The organism is Pseudomonas sp. BT76 TE3572 (assembly GCF_050435365.1).
In the GTDB taxonomy this organism is placed as follows: Bacteria; Pseudomonadota; Gammaproteobacteria; order Pseudomonadales; family Pseudomonadaceae; genus Aquipseudomonas; species Aquipseudomonas fluorescens_W.
In genome coordinates this window covers 5,355,618-5,381,833 of record NZ_JBNDKE010000001.1, presented here as the reverse complement: position 1 = coordinate 5,381,833, position 26,216 = coordinate 5,355,618, and the positions used below count along the sequence as shown (strand labels likewise).

Annotated in this window: 26 protein-coding genes; 10 read left to right on the top strand and 16 right to left on the bottom strand. The window is 60.7% G+C overall.

The features are described 5' to 3' along the window. Positions 1–54 precede the first annotated feature (54 nt). The 3 genes from ABH912_RS24440 to ABH912_RS24430 form a co-directional block, all read right to left on the bottom strand. The gene (locus tag ABH912_RS24440; RefSeq protein ID WP_033054223.1) at positions 55–648 is read right to left on the bottom strand and encodes an HAD family hydrolase; all 594 of its coding nucleotides are present in this window, start codon (positions 646–648) and stop codon (positions 55–57) included. Continuing rightward, the gene (gene tesB / locus ABH912_RS24435; RefSeq protein ID WP_033054222.1) at positions 645–1,514 is read right to left on the bottom strand and encodes an acyl-CoA thioesterase II; all 870 of its coding nucleotides are present in this window, start codon (positions 1,512–1,514) and stop codon (positions 645–647) included. Before tesB ends, ABH912_RS24440 begins: the two co-directional genes overlap by 4 nt. A 103-nt stretch (positions 1,515–1,617) precedes the next feature. Continuing rightward, a complete protein-coding gene (locus tag ABH912_RS24430; protein ID WP_429511843.1) occupies positions 1,618–2,187 on the bottom strand; it encodes a GNAT family N-acetyltransferase in 570 nt (189 codons plus the stop codon). 73 nt (positions 2,188–2,260) lie between these two features. Between ABH912_RS24430 and ABH912_RS24425 the strand changes: the two genes are divergently transcribed. Both ABH912_RS24425 and ABH912_RS24420 read left to right on the top strand, forming a co-directional pair. Beyond that, positions 2,261–3,181, top strand: coding sequence for a histone deacetylase family protein (locus ABH912_RS24425; RefSeq protein ID WP_429511842.1), 921 nt, complete (start codon positions 2,261–2,263; stop codon positions 3,179–3,181). A gap of 187 nt (positions 3,182–3,368) precedes the next feature. Beyond that, positions 3,369–4,610 carry a TIGR03862 family flavoprotein gene (locus tag ABH912_RS24420; RefSeq protein ID WP_429511841.1) on the top strand — a complete coding sequence of 414 codons (1,242 nt, stop codon included), beginning with the start codon at positions 3,369–3,371 and terminating at the stop codon, positions 4,608–4,610. A 226-nt stretch (positions 4,611–4,836) separates the two neighbouring features. Here ABH912_RS24420 and ABH912_RS24415 read toward each other — a convergent pair whose 3' ends face one another. Then, positions 4,837–6,171 (bottom strand): DEAD/DEAH box helicase, encoded by a 1,335-nt coding sequence (locus tag ABH912_RS24415; RefSeq protein WP_429511840.1) that lies wholly within the window; start codon positions 6,169–6,171, stop codon positions 4,837–4,839. Positions 6,172–6,223: 52 nt separating this feature from the next. Next, positions 6,224–7,150: a drug/metabolite exporter YedA gene (gene yedA / locus ABH912_RS24410; RefSeq protein ID WP_429511839.1), complete on the bottom strand. Its 927-nt coding sequence runs from the start codon at positions 7,148–7,150 to the stop codon at positions 6,224–6,226. Positions 7,151–7,313: 163 nt separating this feature from the next. Between yedA and ABH912_RS24405 the strand changes: the two genes are divergently transcribed. Continuing rightward, positions 7,314–7,766 carry an Lrp/AsnC family transcriptional regulator gene (locus ABH912_RS24405; RefSeq protein WP_008149219.1) on the top strand — a complete coding sequence of 151 codons (453 nt, stop codon included), beginning with the start codon at positions 7,314–7,316 and terminating at the stop codon, positions 7,764–7,766. Positions 7,767–7,788: 22 nt separating this feature from the next. Here ABH912_RS24405 and ABH912_RS24400 read toward each other — a convergent pair whose 3' ends face one another. The 3 genes from ABH912_RS24400 to ABH912_RS24390 all read right to left on the bottom strand — a co-directional run bounded on the left by ABH912_RS24400 (position 7,789) and on the right by ABH912_RS24390 (position 9,798). Next, positions 7,789–8,400, bottom strand: coding sequence for a 3'-5' exonuclease (locus ABH912_RS24400; RefSeq protein ID WP_033054214.1), 612 nt, complete (start codon positions 8,398–8,400; stop codon positions 7,789–7,791). 22 nt (positions 8,401–8,422) lie between these two features. Then, positions 8,423–8,902, bottom strand: a complete 480-nt coding sequence (locus tag ABH912_RS24395) for an NYN domain-containing protein (protein WP_046048735.1) — start codon at positions 8,900–8,902, stop codon at positions 8,423–8,425. Between the two features lie 137 nt (positions 8,903–9,039). Beyond that, positions 9,040–9,798 (bottom strand): DUF2076 domain-containing protein, encoded by a 759-nt coding sequence (locus ABH912_RS24390; RefSeq protein WP_429511838.1) that lies wholly within the window; start codon positions 9,796–9,798, stop codon positions 9,040–9,042. A 178-nt stretch (positions 9,799–9,976) separates the two neighbouring features. Here ABH912_RS24390 and ABH912_RS24385 point away from each other — a divergent pair, with 178 nt between their 5' ends. Then, a complete protein-coding gene (locus ABH912_RS24385; protein WP_033054208.1) occupies positions 9,977–10,651 on the top strand; it encodes a YciC family protein in 675 nt (224 codons plus the stop codon). Positions 10,652–10,908: 257 nt separating this feature from the next. Beyond that, positions 10,909–11,982, top strand: a complete 1,074-nt coding sequence (locus ABH912_RS24380; RefSeq protein WP_429511837.1) for an endonuclease/exonuclease/phosphatase family protein — start codon at positions 10,909–10,911, stop codon at positions 11,980–11,982. 108 nt (positions 11,983–12,090) lie between these two features. Here the strand turns inward: ABH912_RS24380 and ABH912_RS24375 are convergent, their stop codons facing one another. The 5 genes from ABH912_RS24375 to ABH912_RS24355 form a co-directional block, all read right to left on the bottom strand. Further along, entirely contained in the window at positions 12,091–12,927 is an 837-nt protein-coding gene (locus tag ABH912_RS24375; RefSeq protein WP_429511836.1) for an ABC transporter ATP-binding protein, read from the bottom strand. Then, positions 12,915–13,718: an ABC transporter permease gene (locus ABH912_RS24370; RefSeq protein WP_033054201.1), complete on the bottom strand. Its 804-nt coding sequence runs from the start codon at positions 13,716–13,718 to the stop codon at positions 12,915–12,917. The genes ABH912_RS24375 and ABH912_RS24370 overlap by 13 nt, the downstream gene beginning before the upstream one ends. A gap of 9 nt (positions 13,719–13,727) precedes the next feature. Continuing rightward, the gene (locus tag ABH912_RS24365; protein ID WP_429511835.1) at positions 13,728–14,714 is read right to left on the bottom strand and encodes an ABC transporter substrate-binding protein; all 987 of its coding nucleotides are present in this window, start codon (positions 14,712–14,714) and stop codon (positions 13,728–13,730) included. Between the two features lie 396 nt (positions 14,715–15,110). Further along, positions 15,111–16,481 carry an aspartate aminotransferase family protein gene (locus tag ABH912_RS24360; RefSeq protein WP_429511834.1) on the bottom strand — a complete coding sequence of 457 codons (1,371 nt, stop codon included), beginning with the start codon at positions 16,479–16,481 and terminating at the stop codon, positions 15,111–15,113. Between the two features lie 23 nt (positions 16,482–16,504). Beyond that, positions 16,505–17,995 (bottom strand): aldehyde dehydrogenase, encoded by a 1,491-nt coding sequence (locus ABH912_RS24355; protein WP_429513150.1) that lies wholly within the window; start codon positions 17,993–17,995, stop codon positions 16,505–16,507. A gap of 225 nt (positions 17,996–18,220) precedes the next feature. On the opposite strand from ABH912_RS24355, the gene ABH912_RS24350 reads away from it, so the two are divergent. Continuing rightward, a complete protein-coding gene (locus ABH912_RS24350) occupies positions 18,221–19,141 on the top strand; it encodes a LysR substrate-binding domain-containing protein (RefSeq protein WP_008152888.1) in 921 nt (306 codons plus the stop codon). Between the two features lie 65 nt (positions 19,142–19,206). Here the strand turns inward: ABH912_RS24350 and hrpB are convergent, their stop codons facing one another. Continuing rightward, complete coding sequence (gene hrpB / locus ABH912_RS24345) at positions 19,207–21,723, bottom strand: ATP-dependent helicase HrpB (RefSeq protein WP_429511833.1); 2,517 nt, start codon at positions 21,721–21,723, stop codon at positions 19,207–19,209. Positions 21,724–21,833: 110 nt separating this feature from the next. On the opposite strand from hrpB, the gene ABH912_RS24340 reads away from it, so the two are divergent. After that, a complete protein-coding gene (locus tag ABH912_RS24340) occupies positions 21,834–22,253 on the top strand; it encodes a polyribonucleotide nucleotidyltransferase (protein ID WP_429511832.1) in 420 nt (139 codons plus the stop codon). Positions 22,254–22,282: 29 nt separating this feature from the next. Continuing rightward, the gene (locus ABH912_RS24335) at positions 22,283–23,188 is read left to right on the top strand and encodes a cation diffusion facilitator family transporter (RefSeq protein WP_429511831.1); all 906 of its coding nucleotides are present in this window, start codon (positions 22,283–22,285) and stop codon (positions 23,186–23,188) included. On the opposite strand, the gene ABH912_RS24330 is transcribed toward ABH912_RS24335, so the two are convergent. Continuing rightward, on the bottom strand, positions 23,173–24,195 hold the full coding sequence (locus ABH912_RS24330; RefSeq protein WP_429511830.1) for a DUF6515 family protein: 1,023 nt from the start codon (positions 24,193–24,195) through the stop codon (positions 23,173–23,175). The genes ABH912_RS24335 and ABH912_RS24330 overlap by 16 nt on opposite strands. A gap of 436 nt (positions 24,196–24,631) precedes the next feature. Here ABH912_RS24330 and ABH912_RS24325 point away from each other — a divergent pair, with 436 nt between their 5' ends. Together ABH912_RS24325 and ABH912_RS24320 are read left to right on the top strand one after the other, a co-directional pair. Then, positions 24,632–25,111: an Lrp/AsnC family transcriptional regulator gene (locus ABH912_RS24325; RefSeq protein ID WP_007937367.1), complete on the top strand. Its 480-nt coding sequence runs from the start codon at positions 24,632–24,634 to the stop codon at positions 25,109–25,111. A 208-nt stretch (positions 25,112–25,319) separates the two neighbouring features. Next, positions 25,320–25,529, top strand: coding sequence for a DUF2788 domain-containing protein (locus tag ABH912_RS24320; protein ID WP_007937369.1), 210 nt, complete (start codon positions 25,320–25,322; stop codon positions 25,527–25,529). Here the strand turns inward: ABH912_RS24320 and ABH912_RS24315 are convergent. Then, positions 25,524–26,165 (bottom strand): pseudouridine synthase, encoded by a 642-nt coding sequence (locus ABH912_RS24315; protein WP_033054187.1) that lies wholly within the window; start codon positions 26,163–26,165, stop codon positions 25,524–25,526. The two genes, ABH912_RS24320 and ABH912_RS24315, sit on opposite strands and share 6 nt — an antisense overlap. Positions 26,166–26,216: the final 51 nt, after the last annotated feature.

Sequence of the window (26,216 nt, the reverse complement as noted above, 5' to 3'; positions counted from 1 at the left end):
CCTACAAGAGCGACGCACCACCTGTAGGAGCGAGGCTTGCCCGCGAAGGGGCCCTCAAGCCGACAACATTTCCCGCAACACCACGCAATCGGCGGCATGCCAATCCGTCAATTCCGGCCATGGATTATCCGGCAGGTTCACCAACACCGTCCGCGCCCCTGCCGCCCGACCGCAATCCAGATCAAAGCGGTAGTCACCGACCATCACCATCTCACTGGCCGGGACATTCCAGGCCTGGGCCAACTTCAGCAAACCACCGGGATGCGGTTTTGGCGGTGCTTCATCACGGCCCAGCACATCTTCCACCGCGAAGCAGTCGGCCAGGCCGATCGCCTCCAGCGTGACATGCGCCAGTTCGCGCGCATTGCGCGTGAGAATACCCAGGCGATAACCGCGCCCGGCCAGCTCACGCACCAGCTCTACCGCACCCGGAGCCGCTTTCGAACCGAGCGCCAGGTCTCGTTCGTGTTCCAGCAACCACGCATGTTTGGCGGCGGCTTCATCGGCCGGCAGCGCGGCGAGGTGGGTCAGGATGTCGTCTTCGGCAGGAATCGCCAACGCCACGCGGATCGCCGCGAAGTCATGCACGGCCACCGTCAGGGTGCCGTCCATGTCGAACACCCAGTGCCGCACCTCGGCCAGGCTCATGCCCAATCCTTACGGTGGCGAATCAGGCCTTCCTGCGTGACCGACGCCACCAGTTGCCCGGCACGATTGAACACGCTGCCGCGGGAGAAACCGCGCGAGTTGCCTGCCCAAGGACTGTCCATCGCATACAGCAACCAATCATCGGCGCGTAGATCCTGATGGAACCACAGCGCGTGATCGAGGCTGGCGACCTGCATGTCTTTCTGCCAGACCGATTTGCCATGGGGCTGCATCGACGTGGTCAACAGACCGAAATCCGAGGCGTAGGCCAGCAGGTATTTATGCAGCGCCGGCGAATCGGCCAAAGCACCGTCGGCGCGAAACCAGACGTATTTGATCGGATCAGACGGTTGCGGGTTGTAGGGATCTTTCTCGGTGATCGGGCGGAACTCGATCGGTTTCGGGCACAGCAGTTTTTCACGCATGTGCTCGGGAATCAGGTCCGCACGCTGCTGAGCGAGCTCCAGCTCTGACGGCAGGTTTTCCGGGCCGACTACGGTGGGCATCTCGGACTGATGCTGGAAGCCTTCTTCGTCGTACTGGAACGACGCACTGCAGGTGAAAATCGGGTTGCCCTTCTGGATCGCCGTCACCCGGCGCGTGCTGAAACTGCCACCGTCGCGTACCCGATCAACCTGATAAACCACGGGCAGCGCGGAATCACCCGGACGCAGGAAATAACCGTGCATCGAATGCACATGGCGCGCTTCTTCGACCGTCTGACTGGCCGCCGACAGGGACTGACCGATTACCTGACCACCGAACAGCTGACGAAAACCCAGGTCCTGGCTGCGGCCACGGAACAGGTTTTCTTCAATCGGTTCCAGGGTCAGCAGGTCAACCAGATCATCCAACACTTGGCTCATTCAGACTCTCCTCACACAACGCATGCCGCGCAGTCTTGGCTGCGACGGTCGATTCAATTTCTGGCCAGGGCCCGTGGGAGCCATTGTAAACGTCCGCGCCGGCTTATCCATGCAAGGTTTGCAGCCATTGTTCACGGGTGATGCGGTACAACGCATGGTGACGCAGGGGATGATCGGCCGCGAGCATCGGGTGATCGAAATCATCGGCTGAATCATGGTGCATGCCGATTGCCTGCATGACTTTCTGCGACGGCGTGTTGGTTTCGGTGGTGAAGGACACGACTTCTTTCAGCGCCAACCGGTCAAACCCGCAGCGCAGAGCAGTCCACGCCGCTTCACTGGCGTAGCCAAGGCCCCAGTGCTCGCGGGCCAGGCGCCAGCCGATTTCGGTGGCTGGGGTAAAACGCGCGTCGAAACCGACCACGGCGAGCCCGGTAAAACCAATAAATGCCCCGGTGTCCTTGCGCTCCAGCGCCCAGAGACCGAAGCCATTTTCGGCAAAATGGCCACGAATCCGCCCGATCAGCGAGGCACTTTCCAGACGACTCAAGGGCGCCGGAAAATATCGCATCACTTGTGGATCGGCGCACATCGCCGCAAACTCCGGCAAATCCTCATCCTGCCACTGCCGCAACAGCAATCGCGCGCTCTCGAGTTCCAGTATCGGTTCCATCATCGCCCCCCTTTCCATGCCGCAAGTCTACAACGCTGGTAGGATCCGTCCTTCATTCCTACATTAATTCGTCATGCCCCTGCCCCTGATCTACCACGAAGACTACAGTCCCGAGTTCCCGGCGGATCACCGCTTCCCCATGGACAAGTTTCGCCTGCTGCGCGATCACCTGGTGGACAGCGGACTGACCCGGGACGCAGACCTGCTGCGCCCCGACCTCTGCCCGCCAGAGATTCTCGCGCTCGCACATGACCCTGCGTATATCAAACGCTACATGGGCGGCGAGTTGTCCCGCGAAGACCAGCGGCGCCTCGGCCTGCCATGGAGCGAAGCCCTGGCCCGGCGCACCGTGCGTGCGGTTGGCGGCTCGCTGCTGGCCGCCGAGCAGGCGCTGGAACATGGTTTGGCCTGTCACTTGGCCGGCGGCACCCATCACGCGCATTACGACCATCCCGCCGGGTTCTGCATCTTCAATGACCTGGCGGTGATCAGCCATTTCCTGCTGGAAAGCGGCCGTGTGAACCGGGTGCTGATCTTCGACTGCGATGTGCACCAGGGCGACGGGACTGCACGTATCCTGCACAACACCCCGGAAGCAGTGACCGTTTCCCTGCACTGCGAAAAGAACTTTCCTGCACGCAAAGCCGAAAGTGACTGGGACATTCCACTGCCCAAGGGCATGGGCGATGCTGACTACCTGAAGGTGGTGGACGATGCGCTGAATTATTTGCTGCCGCTCTACCAACCTGACCTGGTGTTGTACGACGCCGGTGTCGATGTGCATAAAGATGATGCGCTCGGCTACCTGAAGCTGACAGACGAAGGCGTTGCCGCTCGCGATGAAAGTGTGATGCGTCATTGCCTGGGCCGGGATATCCCGGTGGTTGGCGTGATCGGCGGCGGCTACAGCAAGGACCGCAAGGCGCTGGCGCGTCGTCATGGAATCCTGCATCACAGTGCGCAGCGGGTCTGGCAGTCATCAGGTTGTCATTGAGGTGTGGGTCTTTACCCACAATGCCTGTGGAACTGCCTGTGGATAACCTGAGTGAAAGCGCCTACAGGCCATGCTGCATATAGCCTGTAAATGGGTGGTTGTTTTTTGATCAGCGCCTTCAACAACTCCCACCATGATCCGTGCTGGTAGAATGCGCGGCTTATTCCGCCACGCCGCAGCTCTCGCCATGACCCAGCCCTCGCCCTCCTCCTCTTCTCACGTTGCCATCATCGGCGGCGGCCCTGCCGGTTTGATGGCGGCTGAAGTGTTGAGTCAGGCCGGGATCAAGGTCGACCTGTACGACGGCATGCCTTCAGTGGGGCGAAAATTCCTGCTGGCCGGTGTGGGTGGCATGAACATCACCCATTCCGAAGCCTACCCGGCATTTCTCTCTCGCTACGCCGAACGCGCGCCGCAGATTGCGCCACTGTTGCGGTCATTTGGCGCTGATGCGCTATGCCAATGGATTCATGACCTGGGCATCGAAACCTTTGTCGGCAGCTCCGGCCGAGTCTTTCCTACCGACATGAAAGCCGCCCCCCTGTTGCGTGCCTGGCTCAAACGTCTGCGAGACAGCGGCGTCGTTATCCACACCCGTCACCGCTGGCTCGGCTGGGATGACAGCGGTGGTTTGCGCATCGACAGCCCCGAAGGCGAAAAAACCGTCAAGCCTGACGCAACCTTGCTGGCCCTCGGCGGCGGCAGCTGGTCGCGGCTCGGCTCGGACGGCGCCTGGATGCTGCCACTGGAACAACGCGGCGTAGGACTCATGCCGCTGCAACCGAGTAATTGCGGCTTCGAGGTGCAGGCCTGGAGCGAGTTGATGGTCAGTAAATTCGCCGGCGCCCCGCTGAAAAACATCGCCATCGGCCTCAATGACGACGTGCCGCGGCTCGGGGAATGTGTGATCACGGCAACCGGGATTGAAGGCAGTTTGATCTACGCCCTGTCGGCGCCGATCCGCGAAGCCATCAATCAGCACGCCTCGGCAACCATTCACCTGGACCTGCTGCCGGGCAGGCCTGTGGATAAAGTGCAGGCTGCGCTAAGCAAGCCGCGTGGGTCTCGTTCCATGTCAAAACATCTGCACAGCCAGCTCGGGATCGATGGTGTAAAAGCGGCGTTGCTGCGCGAACTCACTCCGGCCGAATCCTTCGCTGATCCGGCGCTGCTGGCACAAGCGATCAAGGCGTTGCCACTGACGTTGGTGAAAACCCGCCCACTGGACGAGGCCATCAGCAGCGCCGGTGGCGTGATGTTCGAATCGATGGATGAGCGTTTGATGCTCAAGCAACTGCCAGGCGTGTTCTGCGCGGGGGAAATGCTGGATTGGGAAGCGCCGACGGGCGGCTATCTGCTGACCGCGTGTTTCGCCAGTGGGCGAGCGGCGGGGTTGGGGATGGTGGAGTGGTTGAAACGAGGGGCGTGATGTGTTGGCCCACATGTACTTCTACAGCCTTCGAGATCCACCCCTCACCCCAGCCCTCTCCCCAAAGGGTAGAGGGGGAAAGGGAGCAGATCTCCACGCCTTTCAAATCCGGAGTTCGACTCAGATCTTTCAGGTCGATGTAGCTCTAAGAACAACTCGATCAGTCCCCTCGCCCCCTGGGGAGAGGGCTAGGGTGAGGGGACGGTTCTCAAGCCGATCCCACAAATCAAGGCTTCTTCTTACGCGGCCCGGTATTAAACACCGGCACTTTCCGCACAGGTTTGATCGAAGGCTCCGGCGCCGACGCATCACCGCTCTCGACCCACTTGCCCAGATTGCGTTTACCGCCACCGGAGGTCTTTGGCTTCTTCGGTTTTTTCGGCTTCTTGACCACCTGACCGCTGGCATCGGTATCCGGTACCCGGTGCTCAGGCTCGAAGTCATGCTCCATCTGGCGAGGCAATGTCTGACGGGTCAACGTCTCGATGGCCGACAGCAGATTCACTTCATCGGCGCAGACCAGCGAAATCGCCTGCCCGGTTGCACCCGCGCGACCGGTACGGCCGATCCGGTGGATGTAGTCCTCGGCGACAATTGGCAGGTCGAAGTTGATCACCAATGGCAAATCTTCGATATCCAGACCACGGGCCGCAACGTCGGTGGCCACAAGAATCTGCACTTCACTGGCCTTGAAACGGTCCAGTGCGCGCTGGCGGGTTGCCTGCGGTTTGTCGCCGTGGATGCCGTCGGCATTGATGCCCAGGCCCTGGAGTTTTTCCACCAGCGCATCCACGCCGTTGCGGGTCTTGGCGAACACCAGCACCTGCTTCCACTTGCCCTTGCGCATCAAGTGAACGAACAGTTCCGACTTGCGCTTCTTGTCGACCGTCACCACCCATTGCTTGACGGTGTTGGCAGCCACGTTGCGCGGGCTGACTTCGATGCTCAGCGGATCGTTGAGCATTTGTCCGGCCAGCAAGCGGATCGCGTCGGAGAACGTCGCGGAGAACAACAGCGTCTGACGTTGCTTGGGCAGCACGCGGTAGATATTCCCCAGTTCCTCGGAGAAACCCAGATCAAGCATGCGATCGGCTTCGTCCAGAATCAGGGTTTGCAGCTGATTGAACTTGAGGGCCTTCTGGCGATACAGGTCGAGCAAACGCCCCGGCGTCGCCACCAGCACGTCAACACCCTTGCGCAGCTTCATCATTTGCGGGTTGATGCTGACGCCGCCGTACACCGCGTAAGTGCTCAGCGGCAGGTTCTCGGCGTACTGACGCACGGCTTCGTGAACCTGTTCGGCCAGTTCGCGGGTCGGCACCAGGATCAGTGCGCGTACCGAGTTAGACGCCACTTTCGGCCCTTCCATGGCCAGCAATTGCAGGAGCGGCAGCGCGAATCCGGCGGTCTTGCCAGTCCCGGTCTGGGCGGCGGCCATCAGGTCGCGACCGGCCAGCACCGCCGGAATGGCTTGCGCCTGAACCGGCGTCGGGGTCTGGTAGCCGAGCGTCTCGAGAGAGCGCAGCAAGGGTTCGATCAGGCCAAGGGTGGCGAAAGTCATGGGATTACCGTAGGAAAAATCAGCGCGGGTGTGCAATGGCGCGCAGTTTACCCTAATTCACACGGGATTCTGTCGGCACCGCTACGGCAGGTTGAACGGGAGCTCGACGCCACTGCGGCAATCCGATCAGCACCACGGCGCTGATGATCACCAACATGGCCAGCGCTTCTTCGATCCCGATGGTCTCGCCGACAAACACGATCCCCAGCAACACCGCCACGGCCGGGTTGACGTAGGCATAACTGGTGGCCGCCGCCGGCCGCACGTTTTTCAACAAATACATATAAGCGTTGAAAGCGATGATCGAGCCAAAGAAAGTCAAATAAGCCAGGGCCGCCCAACCTTCGATCGGCGGCATGGCTTCCAGATGCTCACCACTCAGCGCACTGCCGATCAGCAGCGCTACGCCGCCCACCAACATTTCCACGGCACTGGCCATCGCGCCCTGGGGCAACGGCAAGTGTTTGCTCCACACCGAACCGAAGGCCCAGGACGCTGCCGCGAATATCAGCAACATGGCACCCAGCGGGCTCGATTGCAGGTTGGAACCGAGGTTGAGCATGGCAATGCCGATCAGCCCGAGCACAATCCCGGCCCATTCGAGACGGGTATTACGCGCGCCCCAGAAATATCCGCAGAGCAAGGTAAACAGCGGCACCGTCGCCACCGCCAACGCCGCTACACCCGAGGCGACGCCCATGTGTTCGGCCACGCTCACCCCGCCGTTACCGCACGCCAGCAGCAAAATCCCGATGATCCCGGCGGCTTTCCACTGCGCCCAGGTCGGTGCCGGCGCCCCGCGCCAACGCAGGAACGCATACATCAACGTCCCGGCGATCACGAAGCGGATACCGGCGAGCAGCAACGGCGGCCAGTACTCCACGCCGATGCGAATCACCAGGTAAGTCGAGCCCCAAATCACGTACAACGCGAAGAAGGCAGCGATCAACGGTAAGGGAAAACGACGTAAGCCAGGCATGGGGCAGCTCGTAGGCAAGACAAGTGAACAGCTATTCTAGAAAGGCCAGCGGCGTAAAATAAGTTACAAAACCTGTTTATAGCGCCGGTACACTTTTCAAAACACGGAGATCATCGCTATAAACCGTGTTTTCGAAAGTCAGTCATTTTTCAGGAGTCCGACGATGGACAAATACGACCGCATGCTCCTCAGCGCCCTGTTGGAAAACGGTCGTGCGTCCTATGCCGACCTGGCGCGCAAAGTGAACCTGTCCGCTCCGGCCGTAGCCGAGCGCGTGGCCAAACTCGAAGCCTGCGGGGTGATCACCGGTTACCAGGCGAAAGTCGACATGGCCAAGCTGGGCTTGCCGATCCAGTGCGTGATCGAACTGCGTTTGAACCAGCACGGTAACCAGAAGGCCTACGACGATTTGATCAAAATCCCGCAACTGACCGAATGCCATCGAGTGACGGGTGATCCGTGCGTGATCATGCAAGCGGCCGTGGGTTCGATGCCGGAGCTGGAAGAGTTGATCAACCGGATCGCCAAGTTCGGGTTCAGCAAGACGTCGATTGTGTTGTCGAGCGCGATAGAGAAGCGCGTGCCGTTGGGGCAGTTGGAAGGGAATGGCAAATAATCCCCTGTAGGAGCTGTTTCTGTCAGAACCCGCGATGGCGCTTGAGATGCTCATTGATCTTCGCCGCCGGCACTTTCTGCAAGCTGACCAGCAGATCATGCGACAACTCGCGCAACCCATGCTTGTGCCGCAATTCCTGCGCCAGATGCGCCGTCAGGTTGGCCGCCATCTCGGCATCGGCCATGGCCCGGTGAGCTTTACCGGTGTGAGGCAGGTTGGCGAACGTAGTAAGCGTGCCGAGTTTGTGATTCGGCGCGGCAGGCATCAAACGGCGGGCGAGTAGCAGCGAGCAGGCGAAGTTCTGCAAACGTGTACGTTTGATACGCCCCAACTCAAAGTCCCAGAATTTCTGGTCGAACGCGGCGTTGTGGGCCAGCAGCGGTGTGATGCCGACGAATTCATTGACCTCGTTCATCACCTGCTCCGCCGATGGCGCGGTGCGCAGCATGGCGTTGCTGATGCCGGTGAGTTGTTCAATGAAGGCCGGAACGCGCACGCCGGCATTCATCAGGCTTTGGTAACGCTCGACGATGCGCCCCTGTTCAAGGATCACCACGGCAATTTCCGTGGCCCGGCAGCTGCTGCTCGGGGAGATCCCGGTGGTTTCAAAGTCGATGACTGCTATGCGTTCCAAACCTGTTTCAACTCCGTAAAAATCAATTCTTGAGCAGCAACGCGCCTTCGATCGGCACATAGCGGCTGGCGGCGCGGATCAGCGAATTGGCCGTCAGGCCCGGCACGCCGTAGGCCACGGCTTGCACCCCGTGCTTGGTGATGATGCGCTCCAGCAACATGTCGAAATCACCATCACCAGAGGCCAGCACCACTTCGTCGACATGATCGGCGGCGTCCATGATGTCGAGGGTGATGCCCACGTCCCAGTCGCCCTTGGCCGAGCCGTCGCTGCGCTGGATGTAGGGCTTGAGCTTCACGACGAAGCCGAGGTTGCGCAGGATCTGCTGGAATTGCTGTTGTTTGCTGTCGCCGCGATCGATGGCGTAGGCATAGGCCTCGACGATATCGCCCTGTTTGCTGATATCAGCCCACAGCGCGGCATAGTTGAAATGGCAACCATAGGCCTGACGCACGGTGTAATAGAGGTTCTGGACATCGGCGAACACTGCGATTTTTTTCACCGGTCATCCTCGTTGGCGCGCCGGAGCGCGGGCAGGATCAGGCACCAGGCCCGAAAAGTGGCCCAGTATGCCAGTCTGAAGGATTGTTCCGCGAATAATCGGCCCGAAGCGCCGTAGCGCTCCGGACGAATGGCTTATCAGACGAAGGAATCGTCGTCGCCGCCGAAGAACGATGAGCTGTCATCGCTGTAGTCGGCGTCGGTAAAGCCGCCCTGATCATTGGCGTTGTCCGCCACGCGCTGATCCTCGCCCCAGCCGTTGTCACCACTCTGATCGTTGACCTGAGCCGGTTCTTCCTTGATCACTTCAACCACTTCCGGCTGCTGATTGTGATGGAACAGGCTGCTGATGCCTTGCGCCAGCATCACGCCACCGGCCACACCGGCGGCGGTTTTCAGCGCGCCGCCGAGGAAACCGCTGCCAACCGGCTGTTGTGGTTGTGCGTAATTCTGCTGAGGCGGCGCCGCACCGAAGTTCTGTTGTGGCGGCTGCGAGTTGAGCGACGGCCGCGCCGGTTCACGCCAGCCGCCACCGCTCGATGCGGGTGGACTTTGGGTCGGCGCTGGCTGCGGATCACGGGAACCGCCACCGAAGATGCTCGACAGGAAGCCACCGCTGCTCGGTGCCGCAGCAGCGGGCTGAGCCTTGGCCGATTGCAGTTCGGCCTGCAATTGCTGGACTTGCCGGGCGAGTTGTTTGTTCTGTTCGTCGAGGCTTTTGATAGCGGCCTCTTGCACCAGAATCGCCTGGGTCATGAAATAGCCTGCCGCGGGCTGGCGAGTCAGGTGTTCCTTGATCCGCGCCTCGGCCTGGGCGTCGCGCGGGGCTGAGTCCGTTTCGGCCTGTTGCAGCCGGGAAAACAGTCCATCGATCAGGGTTTGTTCTTCGCTGTTCATGGCGACCTCGTAGATTGCCGGAGAAATCGTTGCCCTTTTCCAAAGAGGATAAGGCGCACGACCTTAATGGAGGCTGAAACAAGTTGTTTCAATAGCCTTTACCGAACGTTTACGTTTGCGCCCCAAAGCGCATCATCGGTTAAAGTGGGCCACTGCTTCCAACCTGCGATACCGACTGATGAATTCGTTCGATGTGCTGCGTGACTCTCTGTATTTCTTCAAGCGCAATCTGGGCCAGATCGTGCGGCTGTGCCTGCCGCTGGTGATCTTCGAGTCGCTCCTGCAACAAGTGGTCGACCACTCCACCGAGCCGGACAGCTTTCCCGGTATCAGCGTGATGGTCGGCTTGCTGGTTTATCCGCTGTACACCGCCGCGCTGATCCTGTTTCTCGATGCCCGCAGTCGTGGCGAATCACCGCGCAATCGCGACCTGCTGGCGATGTCCGCGACACTGTGGCCACGCTTCGCCCTGCTCACCGCGCTCAACACCCTGCTGATCCTGATCGGCCTGTCGCTGTATTTCCTGCCGGGCATCTGGCTGATGGTGACGCTGGCGTTTGGCGAGTACCTGCTGGTGCTGCGCGGCTTCGCACCGCTGGCGGCGATGAAGGAAAGCCTGCGCCTGACCCGCGGCCATTTCCTGCGCATTCTGGTGTGCATTCTCTGTGTAATGGGCCCGTTGTGGGTGCTCAAGGGCGCGACCCTTGCGGTCTATCCCGAACCGCAGAACCCGGTGATTTCCCTTCTGATCGACAGCGCTCACAGCTTCCTGCAACTGTTCGTCAGCGTGGTGCTGTTCCGCTTGTTCATGCTGATCGACGAGGTGCCCGAGAAAATTGACGGGCCGCTCTGACTAGACGACGCGCAACTTGTAGCAGCTGGCGAAGCCTGCGTTCGGCTGCGCAGCAGTCGTAAAATCAGTGCTCTCGGTGAATCAGGTAGACCGCGCTCGCCGGATTTACGACTGCTGCGCAGCCGAACGCAGGCTTCGCCAGCTGCTACAGGGGGGCGTGTTACGGCTAATTGATGCGCAGGCCGTTTCGCCCTTGGGCTTAAGTCCGACGCTCGGTTATGCTCGGGCTCAACTTTTGTAACGCTATAAGCCGAGCCATGACCCGCCTACTGCGCTACACCCTGCTGGGCCTGTTGACCCTGACCGGCCTGATTGCCTTGATCTACAACCTGACCTGGCGCCCCGAAGCCAAGGAAGCCCTGCCGGTCAGTTGCAACGCCCAGGCACCGACGCTGGTGCCCGGCCAGGCGCTGAAGGTGATGACCTGGAACGTCCAGTACCTGGCGGGAAAGCGCTACGTGTTCTGGAATGACCTGGCGGCCGGCAATGACGAAAAACCCACGCCCGAAGACATGGCCTTCAGCCTCGATGAAGTGGCGCGGGTGATCCGCGACGAGCAACCGGATGTCGTGCTGTTGCAAGAACTCGATGAAGGCGCCAAGGCCAGCGATTACCAAAACCAGTTCAAACTGCTTCAGGAACGGGTCGCAGACCTGTATCCGTGCAGCGCTCACGCCTTTGACTGGAAAGCCGACTTCGTGCCTGAGCCGCACATCTTCGGCAGCGTCGGCCGACAACTGGCCACCCTCAGCCGCTACCAGATCAAACACGCCGAACGCCTGCAGTTACCGGTCGAACCGGCCAACTTCATCACTCGCCAGTTCAAACCGAAAAATGCCTTGATGGTCACGTACCTGCCGTTGAGCGACAGCAGTCAGATAGCGGTGCTCAACACCCATCTGGACCGCGTTATCCCGCCCGACGAAACGCTGCAATCCCAGGTGACGGCCACGGTCAAAGTCCTCGACAAGCTCGAAAGCCGCGGCACGCCGTGGTTGATCGGCGGGGACTTCAGCCTGTTGCCGCTGGGGCAATATCGACGCCTGCCCGACGAGCAACGCACGCCCTACTCCGCCGACAGCGCGCTGCATGTGCTGTGGGACAAATACCCGATGATCCCGACCAACAACGAAGCCAGCGGCATCGACCGGGCGCGGTGGTTGACCCATTACCCGAATGATCCGGGCTTGAACGGCCCGGACCGGACTGTCGACTACCTGTTCTACAGCCCGCGGATCAAACGGGTCGAGGCGACGGTGAGACAGGACGACACCTTGCGGATCTCCGATCACTTGCCGGTGATCGCGCGTTTCCTGCTGCCAGCCAACTGACAACGAGCAACTGTAGGAGTGAGCCTGCTCGCGATGGCGTCGTGTCAGTCGACATCAATGTAGCTGGAACACCGCAATCGCGAGCAGGCGATTGGTGCAAGGCTGACATCAATGCACCTCCTCCAACTCGTCATGCAGCAGCCCGAAAATCCTGCGTTTCATGTCGATGAACGAGCGCTCCATGACCATGTCCAGGGTCCGTGGGCGTTCGATCGGCACGTCCAGAATCTGCTTGATCCGACCCGGCCGTGCGCCCATCACGTAGACCCGGTCGCCCAGCAGAATCGCCTCGTCGATATCGTGGGTCACGAACAACACGGTCTTCTTGCTGTTGCCCCAGACCCGCAACAACAGCTGCTGCATTTGCAGGCGCGTCTGGCTGTCGAGTGCACCGAAGGGCTCGTCCATGAGCAAGATTTGCGGGTCATTGGCCAACGCCCGAGCAATCGCCACGCGCTGCATCATGCCGCCGGACAGCTGCTTGGCGTAGTTATCAGCGAACCCGGTCAGGCCGACTTCGTTGACGTAGTAGTCGACGATCTCCTTGCGCTGAGCGGCGGCCATACCGCGACGTTTGAGGCCGAACTCGACGTTCTGCCGCACCGTCAGCCACGGGAACAGCGTGTAGCTCTGGAACACCATGCCGCGATCCGCACCCGGCCCTTGAACTTGCTGGCCCCCGACGTAGATCTCGCCTTCCGTGGGCTCATTCAATCCGGCGGTGAGGTACAGCAGACTCGACTTGCCACAGCCCGAAGGCCCGACCAGTACAGCGAATTGCTGATCCGGCACTTCGAACGACACCTGATCCAGCGCGGTGAACACTCCCCCATCGGGCTTTTGATAGCGAAGGCTGACCTTGTCCACTTGCAGCCGTGGCGCGGCGTGTACCGGCGCAGCCTGTGGCGTGATGAAACGAGGGTTGACGGCGCTTACTGAGCCCATGCGGCGATCCTCAGACGTAGGAAACGGAACAGTTGATCGGTGACCAGGCCCAGCAGGCCGATGATCGCGATTGCCAGGAAAATCACATCCACTTGAAAGCCGCGCATGGCTTTAAGGCTCAAGTAACCCAGACCGCTGGAGGCCGCGACCAGCTCGGCGACCACCAGGTAAGTCCAGGCCCAGCCCATGGTCACGCGCAAGGTGTCGAGCACACCCGGCAACGACGCCGGGGCGATTACATGCAGCACCGCATCGCGACGGTTCGAGCCCAAGGTGTAAGACGCGTTGATCAAGTCCTTGGAGATGCCTTTGGACACGTCCGCGATCATCACCAGTTGCTGGAAAAACACGCCGAAGATGATCACCGACACCCGCTGCTCCAGACCGATGCCGATCCACAAAATAAACAGCGGCACGAACGAAGTTACCGGCAGGTAACGGATGAAGTTCACCATCGGTTCAAGGAACGCCTGAACGATACGGAAGCTGCCCATCAGCAACCCCAGCGGCACCGCTACCAAGGACGAGACGATGAAACCGACCATCACCACTTCGACGCTGGCCCACACATGCTGGCCGAGTGTGCCGTCGCGGCTCAGGCGCACGGCGGCCTCGACCACCGCGCCCGGTGTCGGCAGGAACATGCCCGGCACCACACCGCCGTAAGACAACCCGGCCCACAGGCCGACCAACAACACCCAGGCCAGACCGCTCGCGCTCCAGATCACCGACACCGGCAAACCGGTCTTGGGCGTGATGCAGCGGCTCAGCCATGAATTGCGCTTGAACATGCAAACCTCCTAGAGCGGGCTGACGAAGCGGTTGTCGATCAGGTCGTCATTGCTGACGTTGTAGGGCTTGCCCTGCAATTCGCTGGCGGTCTCGTTGGCCAGTTTGATCAGCGGTTCGCTGTCACCCGGTTTGCCCGGCGAGCCAAGAAGTTTTTCGCTCATGGCCTGATCGTAGAAGCGCACGCCTTGTGCCGCGGCGGCCAGTTCCTTCGGATCGGCAAGATAACCACCAACGCCTTTGGCCATGATTTTGTAAGCTTCTTGCGGATGATCCTTGGTGTACTGGACCGCTTTGTACAAACCGGCCACCAACGCCTTGACGTCTTCCGGCTGCTTCTCGATCACCGTGCAGTTGAGCGCGACCACGTCGACAATCACGCCCGGTGTGCTACTGCTGTCGATCAGCACCTTGCCTTGTTGCTTGCTGCGAACCATCGACAGGTGCGGTTCCCACGTCACGGCGGCTGGCACGCGACCGGCGATGAACGCGGTGGCGGCGTCGTCGGCCGTCATGTTCTGCACGGTGATGTCGCTCATTTTCATGCCGTGCTTTTTCAGCAGGTAAGACAGCCAGAACTGCGAAGTCGAACCTTCGTTCACCGCCACGGCTTTGCCTTTCAGCTCCTGCAGACTCTTGATGTCCTTGCCGACCAGAACACCGTCGCCACCATGGCTGTCATCCAATGCAGCTACAGCCTTGAAGCAGAATTGCGGGCGGTACTTGAGCACTTCGTCGATGGTCGACGCCGAGCCCGACAATTCGCCCGAGGCTTGCGCAGCCATGTACATCGAAGCCTCTTCGACGACAGGCAATTCGACGGTCAAACCGTTCTCCTTGAAGTAGCCCAGGTCCTGAGCCAGGTAGAGCGTGCCGTAGCCGACCCACGTGGTGTGGCCGATAGAGAGGGTGCCGGCCTGGACGCTGGTGGCGACCGTCGCGGCGATGGCGGTGACCGCCAGTGGATGTGCGAAGCGGATAAGCAAGGACTTGATCATGGAGCACTCCCAAAGCTGTTGATTTAGTTTTGTCATGGGCAGTACGGCCAGCGGCCTTGGAGCACAAGCAACCTGAGGTCTCTGATGGACCTTTCGGAGGTCAGCGTTTGGCTGACTGGCGAGGTCGATGTTGGCCCAAGGCGGGGATTAGGAAAATTAGGAAATATGTCGCTGCGAGCGATGAAAAAACTGGGTAGTGCGCGCTGCGAAAGGGCGCTGTGGGCGGGGGTGCCCGAGGTGGGTGCAAAAGTTGAAAGGTGTGTTGAATGGGTAAAAGCAATCGCGAGCAGGCTCACTCCTACAGGAGTTCTGTGTTGCCCTCTCTACCAAGGTCACACAGATCCAATGTAGGAGTGAGCCTGCTCGCGATAAGGTCCGCAGGACCTTCAGTCAATCTTAAAGTCGGCCGAATTCCTGCGCCGTACGATCAACGGCTTTCAGGGTCTTGCCAACCAGTTCATCAACCTCTTCCCGACTCGCAATCAACGCCGGCGCCATGATCATCCGCCCCAGCGTCGAACGAATAATCACCCCCTCTTCAAACCCAATCGTGCGGCAACGCCAGGCAATGTCATTCTCGTTGGCAAAGCGCTTGCGACTGGTTTTGTCCTCAGCCAATTGCAGCGCCGCCACCATGCCGACACCCTGAATATCGCCCACCAACGGGTGATTGCCGAACACCTCGCGCAAGCACTGTTGCAGGTACGGCCCGATGTCGTCCTTGACCCGCGTCACCACGCCTTCATCGCGCAATGCCGTGAGGTTGGCGATGGCCACCGCCGCCGCTACCGGGTGCCCGGAGTAGGTCAAGCCGTGGGCAAATACCCCGCCCTGCTCCACCAATACCTGAGCCATTTTCTTCGACAGAATCAATCCGCCCATGGGGATGTAACCGGAGGTCAACCCCTTGGCGATCGACAGCGTGTCCGGCTCGAAACCGAAGTGCTCGTGGGCGAACCATTCGCCGGTGCGACCGAAGCCACCGATCACTTCATCGGCGCACAACAGCACGTCGTATTTACGGCAAATCCGCTGAATTTCCGGCCAGTAACTCTCTGGTGGAAAGATCATCCCGCCAGCGCCCTGGAACGGTTCGGCGATGAACCCGGCAACCTTGTCCGCGCCGAGTTCGAGAATCTTCGCTTCCAGTTGCTGCGCCGCCCGCAGGCCGAATTCCGCCGGGGTCAGATTACCTTCGTGGGCGAAAAAGTACGGCTCATCGATGTGTTCAATGTCGGGGAGCATGCCGCCCATTTCATGCATGAATTTCATGCCACCGAGCGCCGTCGCCGCCAGGGTCGAGCCGTGGTAACCGTTCCAGCGACCGATCATGATTTTCTTCTCGGGCTTGCCAAGAACCTGCCAGTAACGGCGCACGGTGCGGATCAGCACCTCGTTGGCCTCGGAGCCGGAGTTGGTGTAGATCGCGTGGCTGTAGTGCCCTGGCAACAGGCTGAACAGCAGCTCCGAGAGCTCAATCACCTGCGGGTGGGTGGTGTGGAAAAACATGTTGTAGTACGGCAACTGCTCCAACTGCCGGGTCGCGGCGGCAGCCAGGTCCTTGCGGCCGTAACCGAGGTTGGTGCACCACAGCCCGGACATGCCATCGAGGTAACGCCGACCATCGTTGTCCCACAGGTGCAGACGCTCGCCACGGACCATCACCCGAGGCCCTTCATCGTTGAGCGCTTTTTGATCGACGAATGCGTGGATGTGGTGCGCAGCGTCGGCGGCCTGGTAGTCGCGGGTTTCACGTGGTGTGGTCATCGCCAGTTCTCCGTTTCTTGTTGTTATCGCAATTGAAACCAGGTGGTCTTCAACTGGGTGTATTTATCGAATGAGTGCAGCGACAGGTCGCGGCCGAAACCGGATTGTTTGCCGCCACCGAAAGGCACGGTCACATCCAACGCATCGACGCTGTTGACCGACACCGTGCCGGCCCGCAATTGCCGCGCCACGCGGTGGGCGCGGTTGAGGTCGTCAGTCCACAGCGACGCGGCCAAACCGTAGACGCTGTCGTTGGCCAGTTGCAAGGCGTGGGCCTCATCATCGAACGCCGTGACCGCCAGCACCGGGCCGAACACTTCATCGCGAAACAGCGGCATGTCCGGGCTCACACCGGTGAAAATCGTCGGCTGAATGAAGTTATCGGAGCCGTTGAACATCGACTGTCGACCGCCACAGAGTTTCGTTGCGCCTTGGCGTTCGGCCTGCTGGATGAACTTCATGATGCGCGCGGTCTGGCGGCTGTCGACGATTGCGCCGGCGCTGCTCGACGGGTCCAGCGGATCACCTGGTTGCCAACGTTCGGTGTGCACTTTGAGGCGCTCGACGAACTCGTCATGAATCGAGCGTTCCACCAGCAAGCGCGAGTTGGCCGAGCAGACTTCGCCCTGATTGAAGAAGATCCCGAACGCGGCTTTCTCGGCGGCCAGATCCAGGTCCTGACAATCGGCGAACACCAGATTGGCGCTCTTGCCACCGCACTCCAGCCATACCTGTTTCAGGTTGGATTGCGCCGAGTACTGCATGAAATATTTGCCCACTTCGGTGGAACCGGTGAACACCAGACAATCGACGTCCGGGTGCAGGCCGAGGGCTTTGCCGGTCTGCTCGCCGAGCCCCGGCAGCACGTTCAGCACGCCGGCTGGCAGACCGGCTTCCAGCGCCAGCTCGGCCAGACGCAGGGCGGAAAACGGTGACTGCTCGGCGGGTTTGAGAATCACCGAATTGCCCGCCGCCAACGCGGGTGCGAGTTTCCAGGCGGCCATGTCCAGCGGGAAATTCCAGGGCACCACGGCCGCAACCACGCCCAGCGCTTCGCGGGTGATGGTCGCCAGCACGTTCTGTGCGCTCGGGGCGATCTGGTCATAGAGTTTGTCGAGGCTTTCGGCGTACCAGCGAAACACCCCGGCGGCGCCCGGTACGTCGATGTTGTAGGCGTCCATCACCGGTTTGCCCATGTTCAACGAATCGAGCAATGCCAGTTCTTCACGATGGGTCATGATCAGATCGGCCAGGCGCAACAGCACTTGCTTGCGTTCACTCGGCGAACGCGTTGACCAGGTTCCGGCCTCGAACACGTGCCGCGCATTGCGCACTGCTGCGTCCACGTCTTCATCGCCGCACGCGGCCACGTTGGCCAGGCACTGGCCGGTGGCCGGATTGATCGCGGCGAAGGTTTGCCCCGACTGCGCCGCACGGGGTTTGCCGTCGATCACGGCTTGATCGGGAAACCGCAGCGCAGCGGCTTTGTTTTGCCAGAATGTAAGCTCGAACACGTTCAGATGCTCCATGGGCTTTTCTTGTGATTGGATGGTGGCCCAGCCCCGTGTCCACGAAAAATAGTAAAAATGTTTTCGCAGACCATGAAAAAACTGGGCAGCCAATCTCCCCGGTGGCGCGGTATGTGGTTATTGTTCAAGCACAACAACACCGTCGTCAGAACGGATGCAGTCGGCGCGAAAATTGCCTGGATGTCGAAATCATCCACCCCGAGGTTTGCCGTGGCTGCCTACAACCTGCGTCAATTGAAGTACTTCATCACCACCGTCGAATGCGGCAGCGTCGCCGAGGCGTCGCGCAAGCTGTACATCGCCCAGCCGGCGATCTCCACGGCGATCAAAGGCCTGGAAGACAGCTTCGGCGTGCAACTATTGATCCGTCATCACGCCCAAGGTGTGTCCTTGACCCCCAGCGGCGCGCGCTTCTATCGCAAAGCTCAGGAACTGCTTCGTATGGCCAAGGAGTTCGAACAGAACGCCCTCGCCGACAACGACGTGGTGGCCGGGCAAATCGATATCGGTTGCTTCGAGACGGTCGCGCCGCTGTACCTGCCGCAACTGATTGCCGGGTTCTCGGCGCTGTATCCGGGGGTGAAAATCCGCATCCGCGACGGCGAACAGCAAGAACTGGTGCAAGGCCTGACCTCGGGCACCTTCGACCTGGCGATCCTCTATGAGCACGATCTCGACGCCACCATCCAGACCGAACCACTGATGCCGGCGCAACGGCCTTATGCGTTGCTGCCGGCGGATCACCGCTTTGCCCAACTCAAGCAAGTGTCGCTGCGTGACCTGTGCCTGGAGCCGATGATTCTGCTGGACGTGCAACCGAGCCGGACCTACTTCGTCAGCCTGTTCGAAGAGTTGGGGCTGACGCCGAACATTGCCTTCAGCTCACCGTCAATCGAGATGGTCCGGGGCATGGTCGGGCAAGGCTTCGGCTTCTCGATCCTGGTCACCCGGCCGCATTCGGAGTGCACCTATGACGGCCAGAAAGTGGTGTGCGTGGACATCGTCGAAGACATCACCGGCTCAGGGTTGGTGGCGGCGTGGCTCAAGCGCGGGCAGTTGACCAAACCGGCGCAGTTGTTTGCCGATTATTGTCGGGAGCAGTTGACCGCGAAGGCTGCTACCAGGCCTTAATGCCTGGCACAACTGTTGAGCCAGTCGAACCCCCCTCGCCACAGGTTTGTGTTCGATCTTAGCGATTATTTACGAGGTTTGATCCGCGCGGTTGCCTCGGCCACCAGCGGATCATCCGGCCAGTAGTGCTTCGGATACCGCCCCTTCAAGTCCTTCTTCACCTCGGCATACGTGCTGCGCCAGAAGTTCGCCAGGTCCTGGGTCACTTGCACCGGCCGTCGCGCCGGGGACAGCAAATGCAACTTCACCACCTGCCGGCCACCGGCAATCCGTGGGGTCTCGGCCAGGCCGAACAACTCCTGCAACCGCACCGCCAGAATCGGCGGCTGCTCACTGTAGTCCAGACGAATCGATGAACCCGACGGCACGCTCAAATGATGCGGCGCCAGCTCATCTAGCCGTTGCGGCAGCGGCCACGGCAACAGGTTATGGACGATGCTCGACAGGTCCAGATTGGCGAAGTGACTGAGCCGCGAGACTTTGCCCAGATACGGCATCAGCCAATGTTCGAGGCTTTTGAGCAGGGCGGCGTCGCTGACATCCGGCCATTCACTCTGCTCTTTGCTGCTGAGGTCCAGCTGTCGCAGCAACGCCACTCGCGCTTGCCACTGGCGCAGCTCCGGAGTCCACGGCAACAGCTCCAGACCTTTGCGTCGCACCAGATTGACCAGCGCCTGACTGCGAGCGGTCTCATCGAGTCCGGTCAACGGCTCGCGGCTGAGGATCAATTCACCGACCTTCCGCTGACGCTCGGCGCGCAACACGCCTTCGCGCTCGTCCCAATCCAGTTGATCGACCACGCGCACTTGCTCGGCCAACACTGAATCGAACAGCGCCGGATCGAAATCCGCCGCCAGATAAATGCGTTCTTCACGCTGGCCCTGGCGACTACCGAGATCGGCGATCACCAGCCACGGTTGCTTCATCAAACTGTCGGCTTCGGCGAACAACGCTGCGCGACCGTTGGCCAGGCGATACTCCGCGCCACCGGCACGACGCTGCTGGGCAACGCGGTCGGGATAGGCCAACGCCAGCAACGCACCGAGCCAACGCGGATGATCCGGATCGCTGACCGGTTCCGACGCTTTACCCCGCAGGTAGCCGCGATATTGCCGCGCCAGTTGCCGGGCACGTTGCACGCCACCCTGAGCACCGCGTGCGGCGCGTTCTTCGCCGGACAACAGCACCAATCGGCTGTGCAGATCCGCCCCGGCGCCACGCAAAATATCCCGTTCACCGAGCAATGCCGCGACATCGCAGGCCATGTCGGCCAAGCCAAGCGCCTGACCGCGCAACAGCAAATGCGCGATACGTGGATGCGCCGGCAGTTCGGCCATGGCCTGACCGTGACGGGTCAGCGCTTCACCGTCCAATGCACCCAGGCGCTCAAGCAAGTCCTGAGCCTGTGCATAAGCGGCCGCTGGCGGCACGTCGAGCCACACCAATTGCCCCGGTGTCACGCCCCAGCGGCCGAGCTGCAAAGCAAGCCCGGCAAGATCCGCCGAGAGGATTTCCGCGCTGGCGTAGGCCGCCAGTTGTTCATGCTGATCCTGCGACCACAACCGATAACACACACCCGGTTCCAAACGCCCTGCCCGGCCCGCGCGCTGAGTGGCGCTGGCTTTGGAAATACGCTGAGTGTCGAGGCGGGCCATGCCGCTGCCCGGGTCGAAACGCGGCACCCGCGCCAACCCGGCATCGATCACCACGCGTACGCCATTGATGGTCAGGCTGGTCTCGGCGATGTTGGTCGCCAGCACCACTTTGCGTTTGCCGGCGGGGGCCGGATCAATCGCCGCACGTTGGGCGGAGAGGTCCAGCTCACCGTGCAACGGGCAGAGCAGAACCTGCGTGCTCTCGCCCAGTGCATCGGCCAGTTGTTGATGTACCCGACGGATTTCCGCCTGCCCCGGCAGGAACACCAGCACGCTGCCGGTTTCATCATTCAGTGCTTCGAGAATGGTCTGCACCAGACGCGGCTCGATGAATTCACCCGGTTGAAACGGCCGACCCCAGCGCATCGCCACCGGGTACATGCGGCCTTCGCTGCGCAGGATCGGCGCGTCATCGAGCAACCCGGCCAGGCGTTCGCCTTCCAGCGTTGCCGACATCAACAGGATTTTCAGCGGTTGGTCGTCACGAAACAGCTCCCGGCCATTCAGGCTCAAGGCCAGCGCCAGATCGGCGTCGAGGCTGCGCTCGTGGAATTCGTCGAAGATCAGCAGGCCAACGCCTTCGAGCGCCGGGTCATCCTGCAAGCGTCGGGTCAGTATCCCTTCGGTGACCACTTCGATGCGGGTGTTGGGGCCGACTTTGCTGTCGAGACGAATGCGATAACCGACGGTTTCGCCGACCTTCTCGCCCAGCTCACTGGCCAGACGCTCCGCTGCCGCCCGCGCCGCCAAACGGCGCGGTTCAAGCATCAGAATGGTCTGCCCGGCCAACCAGGGCTCGTTGAGCAAGGCCAGCGGCACGCGGGTGGTTTTACCGGCGCCGGGCGGTGCTTCGAGCACAGCTTCGTGGCGTGTAGCCAAGGCTTCACGCAGGGCGGGTAAAACTTCATCAATCGGCAAAGAAATCATGCTGGCTCCCAAACAGAGGGCCGAGTATAACGGCGAACTGCTTGTCGCTCGTTGCTGTCCTAATTCATATCGACGACGCTTCGTTTTCCAGATGACTCAGGAGATTTAATATGCGTGCTCCCTTTCGCTTGATTGGCGGTGTATTGGTCGCGACGTTGCTGACCCAGGTGACCGCTTGCGGATCGATTTTCTACCCTGACCGTCGCGGTCAGATTGACGGCAAGATCGACCCGGCCATCGCTGCGCTCGATGCCGTGGGTTTGCTGTTCTACATCATTCCCGGCCTGATCGCGTTTGCCGTGGACTTCGCCACTGGCGCGATTTACTTCGCACCCGGCGAGACCGCCCAAGTGGCCCCGGAAAAACTCAAGGAAGCCATCGGCGCCGACGGCAAGGTCGATAACCACAAGTTGCAGACTATTCTCGAAACTGAACTGGGCCGCAGCTTCCCGCTGGATGACCCACGCCTGATCCAGCACAAGGGTAGCGCCCAGCAACTGGCCATGTTCGGTCTGCAACCTGCCGCGTAATCCGTGCATTTAAAGGAATAGCCGCACTTATGATCTCCAGCTCCGAACACGCCCGCCTGCTGCGGCTGGCGACCCGTGCCTCGGTGGCGGTGGCGTGCACGCTGATCGTCGCCAAAGCCATCGCCTGGTGGTTGAGTGGTTCGGTGAGCATGCTCGCCGGGTTGACCGACTCGACCCTCGACGGCGTCACCTCGCTGCTCAACCTGCTCGCTGTGCATTACGCCTTGCGCCCGGCCGACGATGATCATCGGTATGGACACGGCAAGGCCGAGTCGTTGGCGGGCATGGCTCAGGCGTTGTTCATTGGCGGCAGTGCGGTACTGATTGCCTTGCAGGCGATTGATCGACTGAAACACCCGGAACCGGTGGGAGCGCCGTGGATCAGCATCGGGGTGATTGTGTTTTCCCTGGTGCTGACCCTGGCCTTGCTGATGTTGCAACATCGGGTCGTCAAGGCGACCGGCTCCAACGCGGTACGCGCGGACTCCCTGCATTACCGCTCGGACATGCTGCTCAACGGCAGCATTCTGGTGGCGCTGGTGCTCGCCGGGTTTGGCTGGCATCAGGTCGACCCTTGGTTCGGGTTGGGGATCGCCGCCTACATTTTTTGGAGCGCGATTCAGATCGCCCGAGAGAGTTTTACGGTGCTGATGGATGAAGAACTGCCGTCGGACGTCAGCCAGCACATGCTCGAACTGGCCTGCAGCGTACCGGGAGTATTGGGGGCGCACGACCTGCGTACGCGGGTTTCCGGCAACCAGTGGTTCGTGCAGTTGCACCTGGAATTGCCGGGCGATCTGACCCTGTCAGTCGCTCACGGCATCAGCGACCAAGCCGCCGATGCCATTCATGCCGCGTACCCGCGAGCCGAAGTGCTGGTGCACGCCGACCCGCAGGAAGTGGTACGGGCAGACAGGACTCAGAAAGAAACCTGATAGCCGCGACTGCTCAGGCAGTTGCCCTGGGCCTGGCGGTAGGCTTGCACCACCGACGGATCCGGCTGGTAGGTGGCCGTTCGAGGATCGAAGCCACTCTGCTGCACCGCGTATTGATAGCACTCGTAACCGTCCTGGTTGACCTGCTCTGGCGACTGGCCGTTGGCCGGATACGCCACCACGTCATAACCATTGCTGACCGGTTGCGGCTGCGGTTGCATGGGCGGTTCGACCACGACGTAATCCTGAGTGCTTTCCTGATAGGCGTAATAAGAACCGGCCGCCAGGAACAACAGCGCCCCGCCGATCCACACTTCGCGCGCGTAATCAGGCAAGTAGCTGACGCGAATCCCGCGTGGCGGCTGAACCACCACGTAGCGCGGGCCGAGCGGGCGATACCAGTAGCCGCCGGAGTAGAAGTAATCCTGACCACGGTACGGCACACGGTAATCACGGTCGGGGAAGCGATCGATCACATGACCGGGACGATACTGCGGACCAGGTCCCCAGCCATTGCCATGCCCATCCGGGCGACCGGCCCAGCGATGGTCATCGGGACGCGGGCCGTTGTTCTGCCAATGCTGGTTGTAATCGTTGCGCCGCGGGACGTCCTGGTAGTAACCACGCTGCGGCTGCTGGGTCTGGCGCACAGTGTCGGGCCGACCCTGAATCGGCAGGTCGTTGGCCGGTAACTGCGGCGGTGGCGGCGGCGAGCGAACCGGATTGTTGTAATCGTGCTGCGGCCGGGACTGGTTCTGCCACTGGCCGTTGTTCTGATTCTGGCCGTTGTGCTCGAACTGACGGCTGTTGTCGCCACGAATGATGTCGTTATTCTGCGCACGCGGCTGGTTATTGCCGCCGTGGCCCTGATTGTTTCCCTGGTGGCCATCCGAGCCGCGTTGCCCGCCATCGGGGCCACGGTTTTGCGGCTCATCGGCCAGCGATTGCGCAGTGACACTTACACACAGCAAACCAACACCGGCCAGACGCCAGATGCGCGACTTCATGCTTTTCCTCACTGCGGGTTAGGGCCTGTACGTAAGACTGGGAAAGCTCAGGCCGGTTCTGCAACAGGTTATCAGTCACGAAACTTATTTATTGAGGGCAGTCGGCAAATTCCGGGCAAAAGAAAAGGGAGACCCGTCGGCCTCCCTTTAGAGAACTTCGTCCGTGCTCGACGCTTATGACGTCGGCTCACCTCACGCCGTCTTCTGGACAGTGTGTAGCTCGGGGGCCGACACATCCCCTGTGGGGGTGGCGACCGCAGCTGGCCTGATTGGGCGAGCCGCTGTGGACTGTTTGTCCGAGCAGTGATTCTGGTGATAAGAATAGGCTCGCGGCGCCGGCAGAGGATTGCGAAGATTGCTCAAATAAACATCACTTGCGCAATTTTTAACCCTGGATAGATAATCCACCGCAATAGTTATGACAAAGGCCTGATTGATGAGCAAACTCGACCGATACGACCTGAGCATTTTGGCGGAATTGCAGCGTGACGCGCGCATCTCCAACCAGGAGCTGGCCGAACGCATCGGCCTGTCCCCCTCGCCATGCTCGCGGCGGGTCAAGCAACTGGAGGACGACGGTTACATCTCCCGCCAGGTGGCCCTGCTAGACCGCAAGATGCTCGGCCTGAGCCTGACGGCTTACGTATTGATCGGCATGGACCGGCATACGCCAGAGCGGTTCGAGAACTTCGAAGCGGCGATTCGTACGCTACCGCAGGTGCTGGAATGCAGCCTGGTGACCGGGATGGATGCGGACTATCAGCTCAAGGTGGTGGTGCCGGACATGGACCATTATCAGAAATTGCTGCTGGGACACCTCACCCGGATTGAAGGGGTGACGAGTGTGCGGTCGAGTTTTGTGTTGAATCAGGTGCTCAACAGTACTGAACTGCCCCTCACTCACCTGCGCAGCTGATTGTGGCGAGGGGATTTATCCCCGCTGGGTTGCGAAGCAACCCTTAAAATCTCGGCCAGTGCTACACACTGGAACGGGGATAAATCCCCTCGCCACAGTGTGCTTTCAGACAAATGACTGCGACACACTGCCGCAGGTCAATACTTCGCCAATCCCCCATAACGTATACTCCAGCGCCTTTTACCCCCGCCTGCGCTGGAGATGTCCGATGGATCCTGCAGTATTCGAAGAGTGGATGATGACTGGACTGGTCAGCATCCTGATCATTTTCATGGGTTTTATCGTCTGGGATCTGGCGAAGAAATCCAAAGCCGGACGCTTTGGCTCATTCATCCTGTTCTTCGTACTCGGCTTGGGCGTGGCCGCGTTCGTGATCAAAAGTGTGGTCATCGGCCTGATCGAATCCGGCACGTTATAAACGCGCCGGCACTTCCTTCCACTGGCCCTGATCGAGCCCTTCGATCGACCAGTCGCCGATTCTGACCCGCACCAGACGCAACGTCGGCAAGCCGACCGCCGCGGTCATGCGCCGTACCTGACGGTTGCGCCCTTCACGAATCACCAACTCCAGCCAGCTCGTCGGCACGCTTTTGCGAAAGCGTACGGGCGGGTTGCGTGGCCACAGTTCAGGTTCTTCAAGCTGTCGCGCTTCAGCCGGAAGCGTCATGCCATCGTTGAGCTCCACGCCATCGCGCAAGCGCTGCAATTGCTCGGCACTCGGCTCGCCTTCCACCTGCACCCAATAGGTCTTGGCCAGTTTGTGTTTCGGGTCGGCGATTCGCGCCTGAAGCTGGCCATCGTTGGTCAGCAGCAGCAAACCTTCACTGTCGCGGTCCAGCCGTCCTGCCGGGTAAATCCCCGGAATCTCGATGTAATCCTTGAGCGTCGCCCGCCCTTCTCCGTCGCTGAATTGCGTCAGCACATCAAAAGGCTTGTTGAACAGAATCAGCTTCGGCTCGGCCGGCGGCGCTTTGGCGACACGGCGCGGGGCTGAGGACGATGGCGCAGGCTTCACGCCAGGGCGGCGGGAAACGGGACGTTGAGGACGGGACATGGGAAAAGGAACATCTAACGGTCAGGGCTGCTAATGCTAGTGCCCTGACCG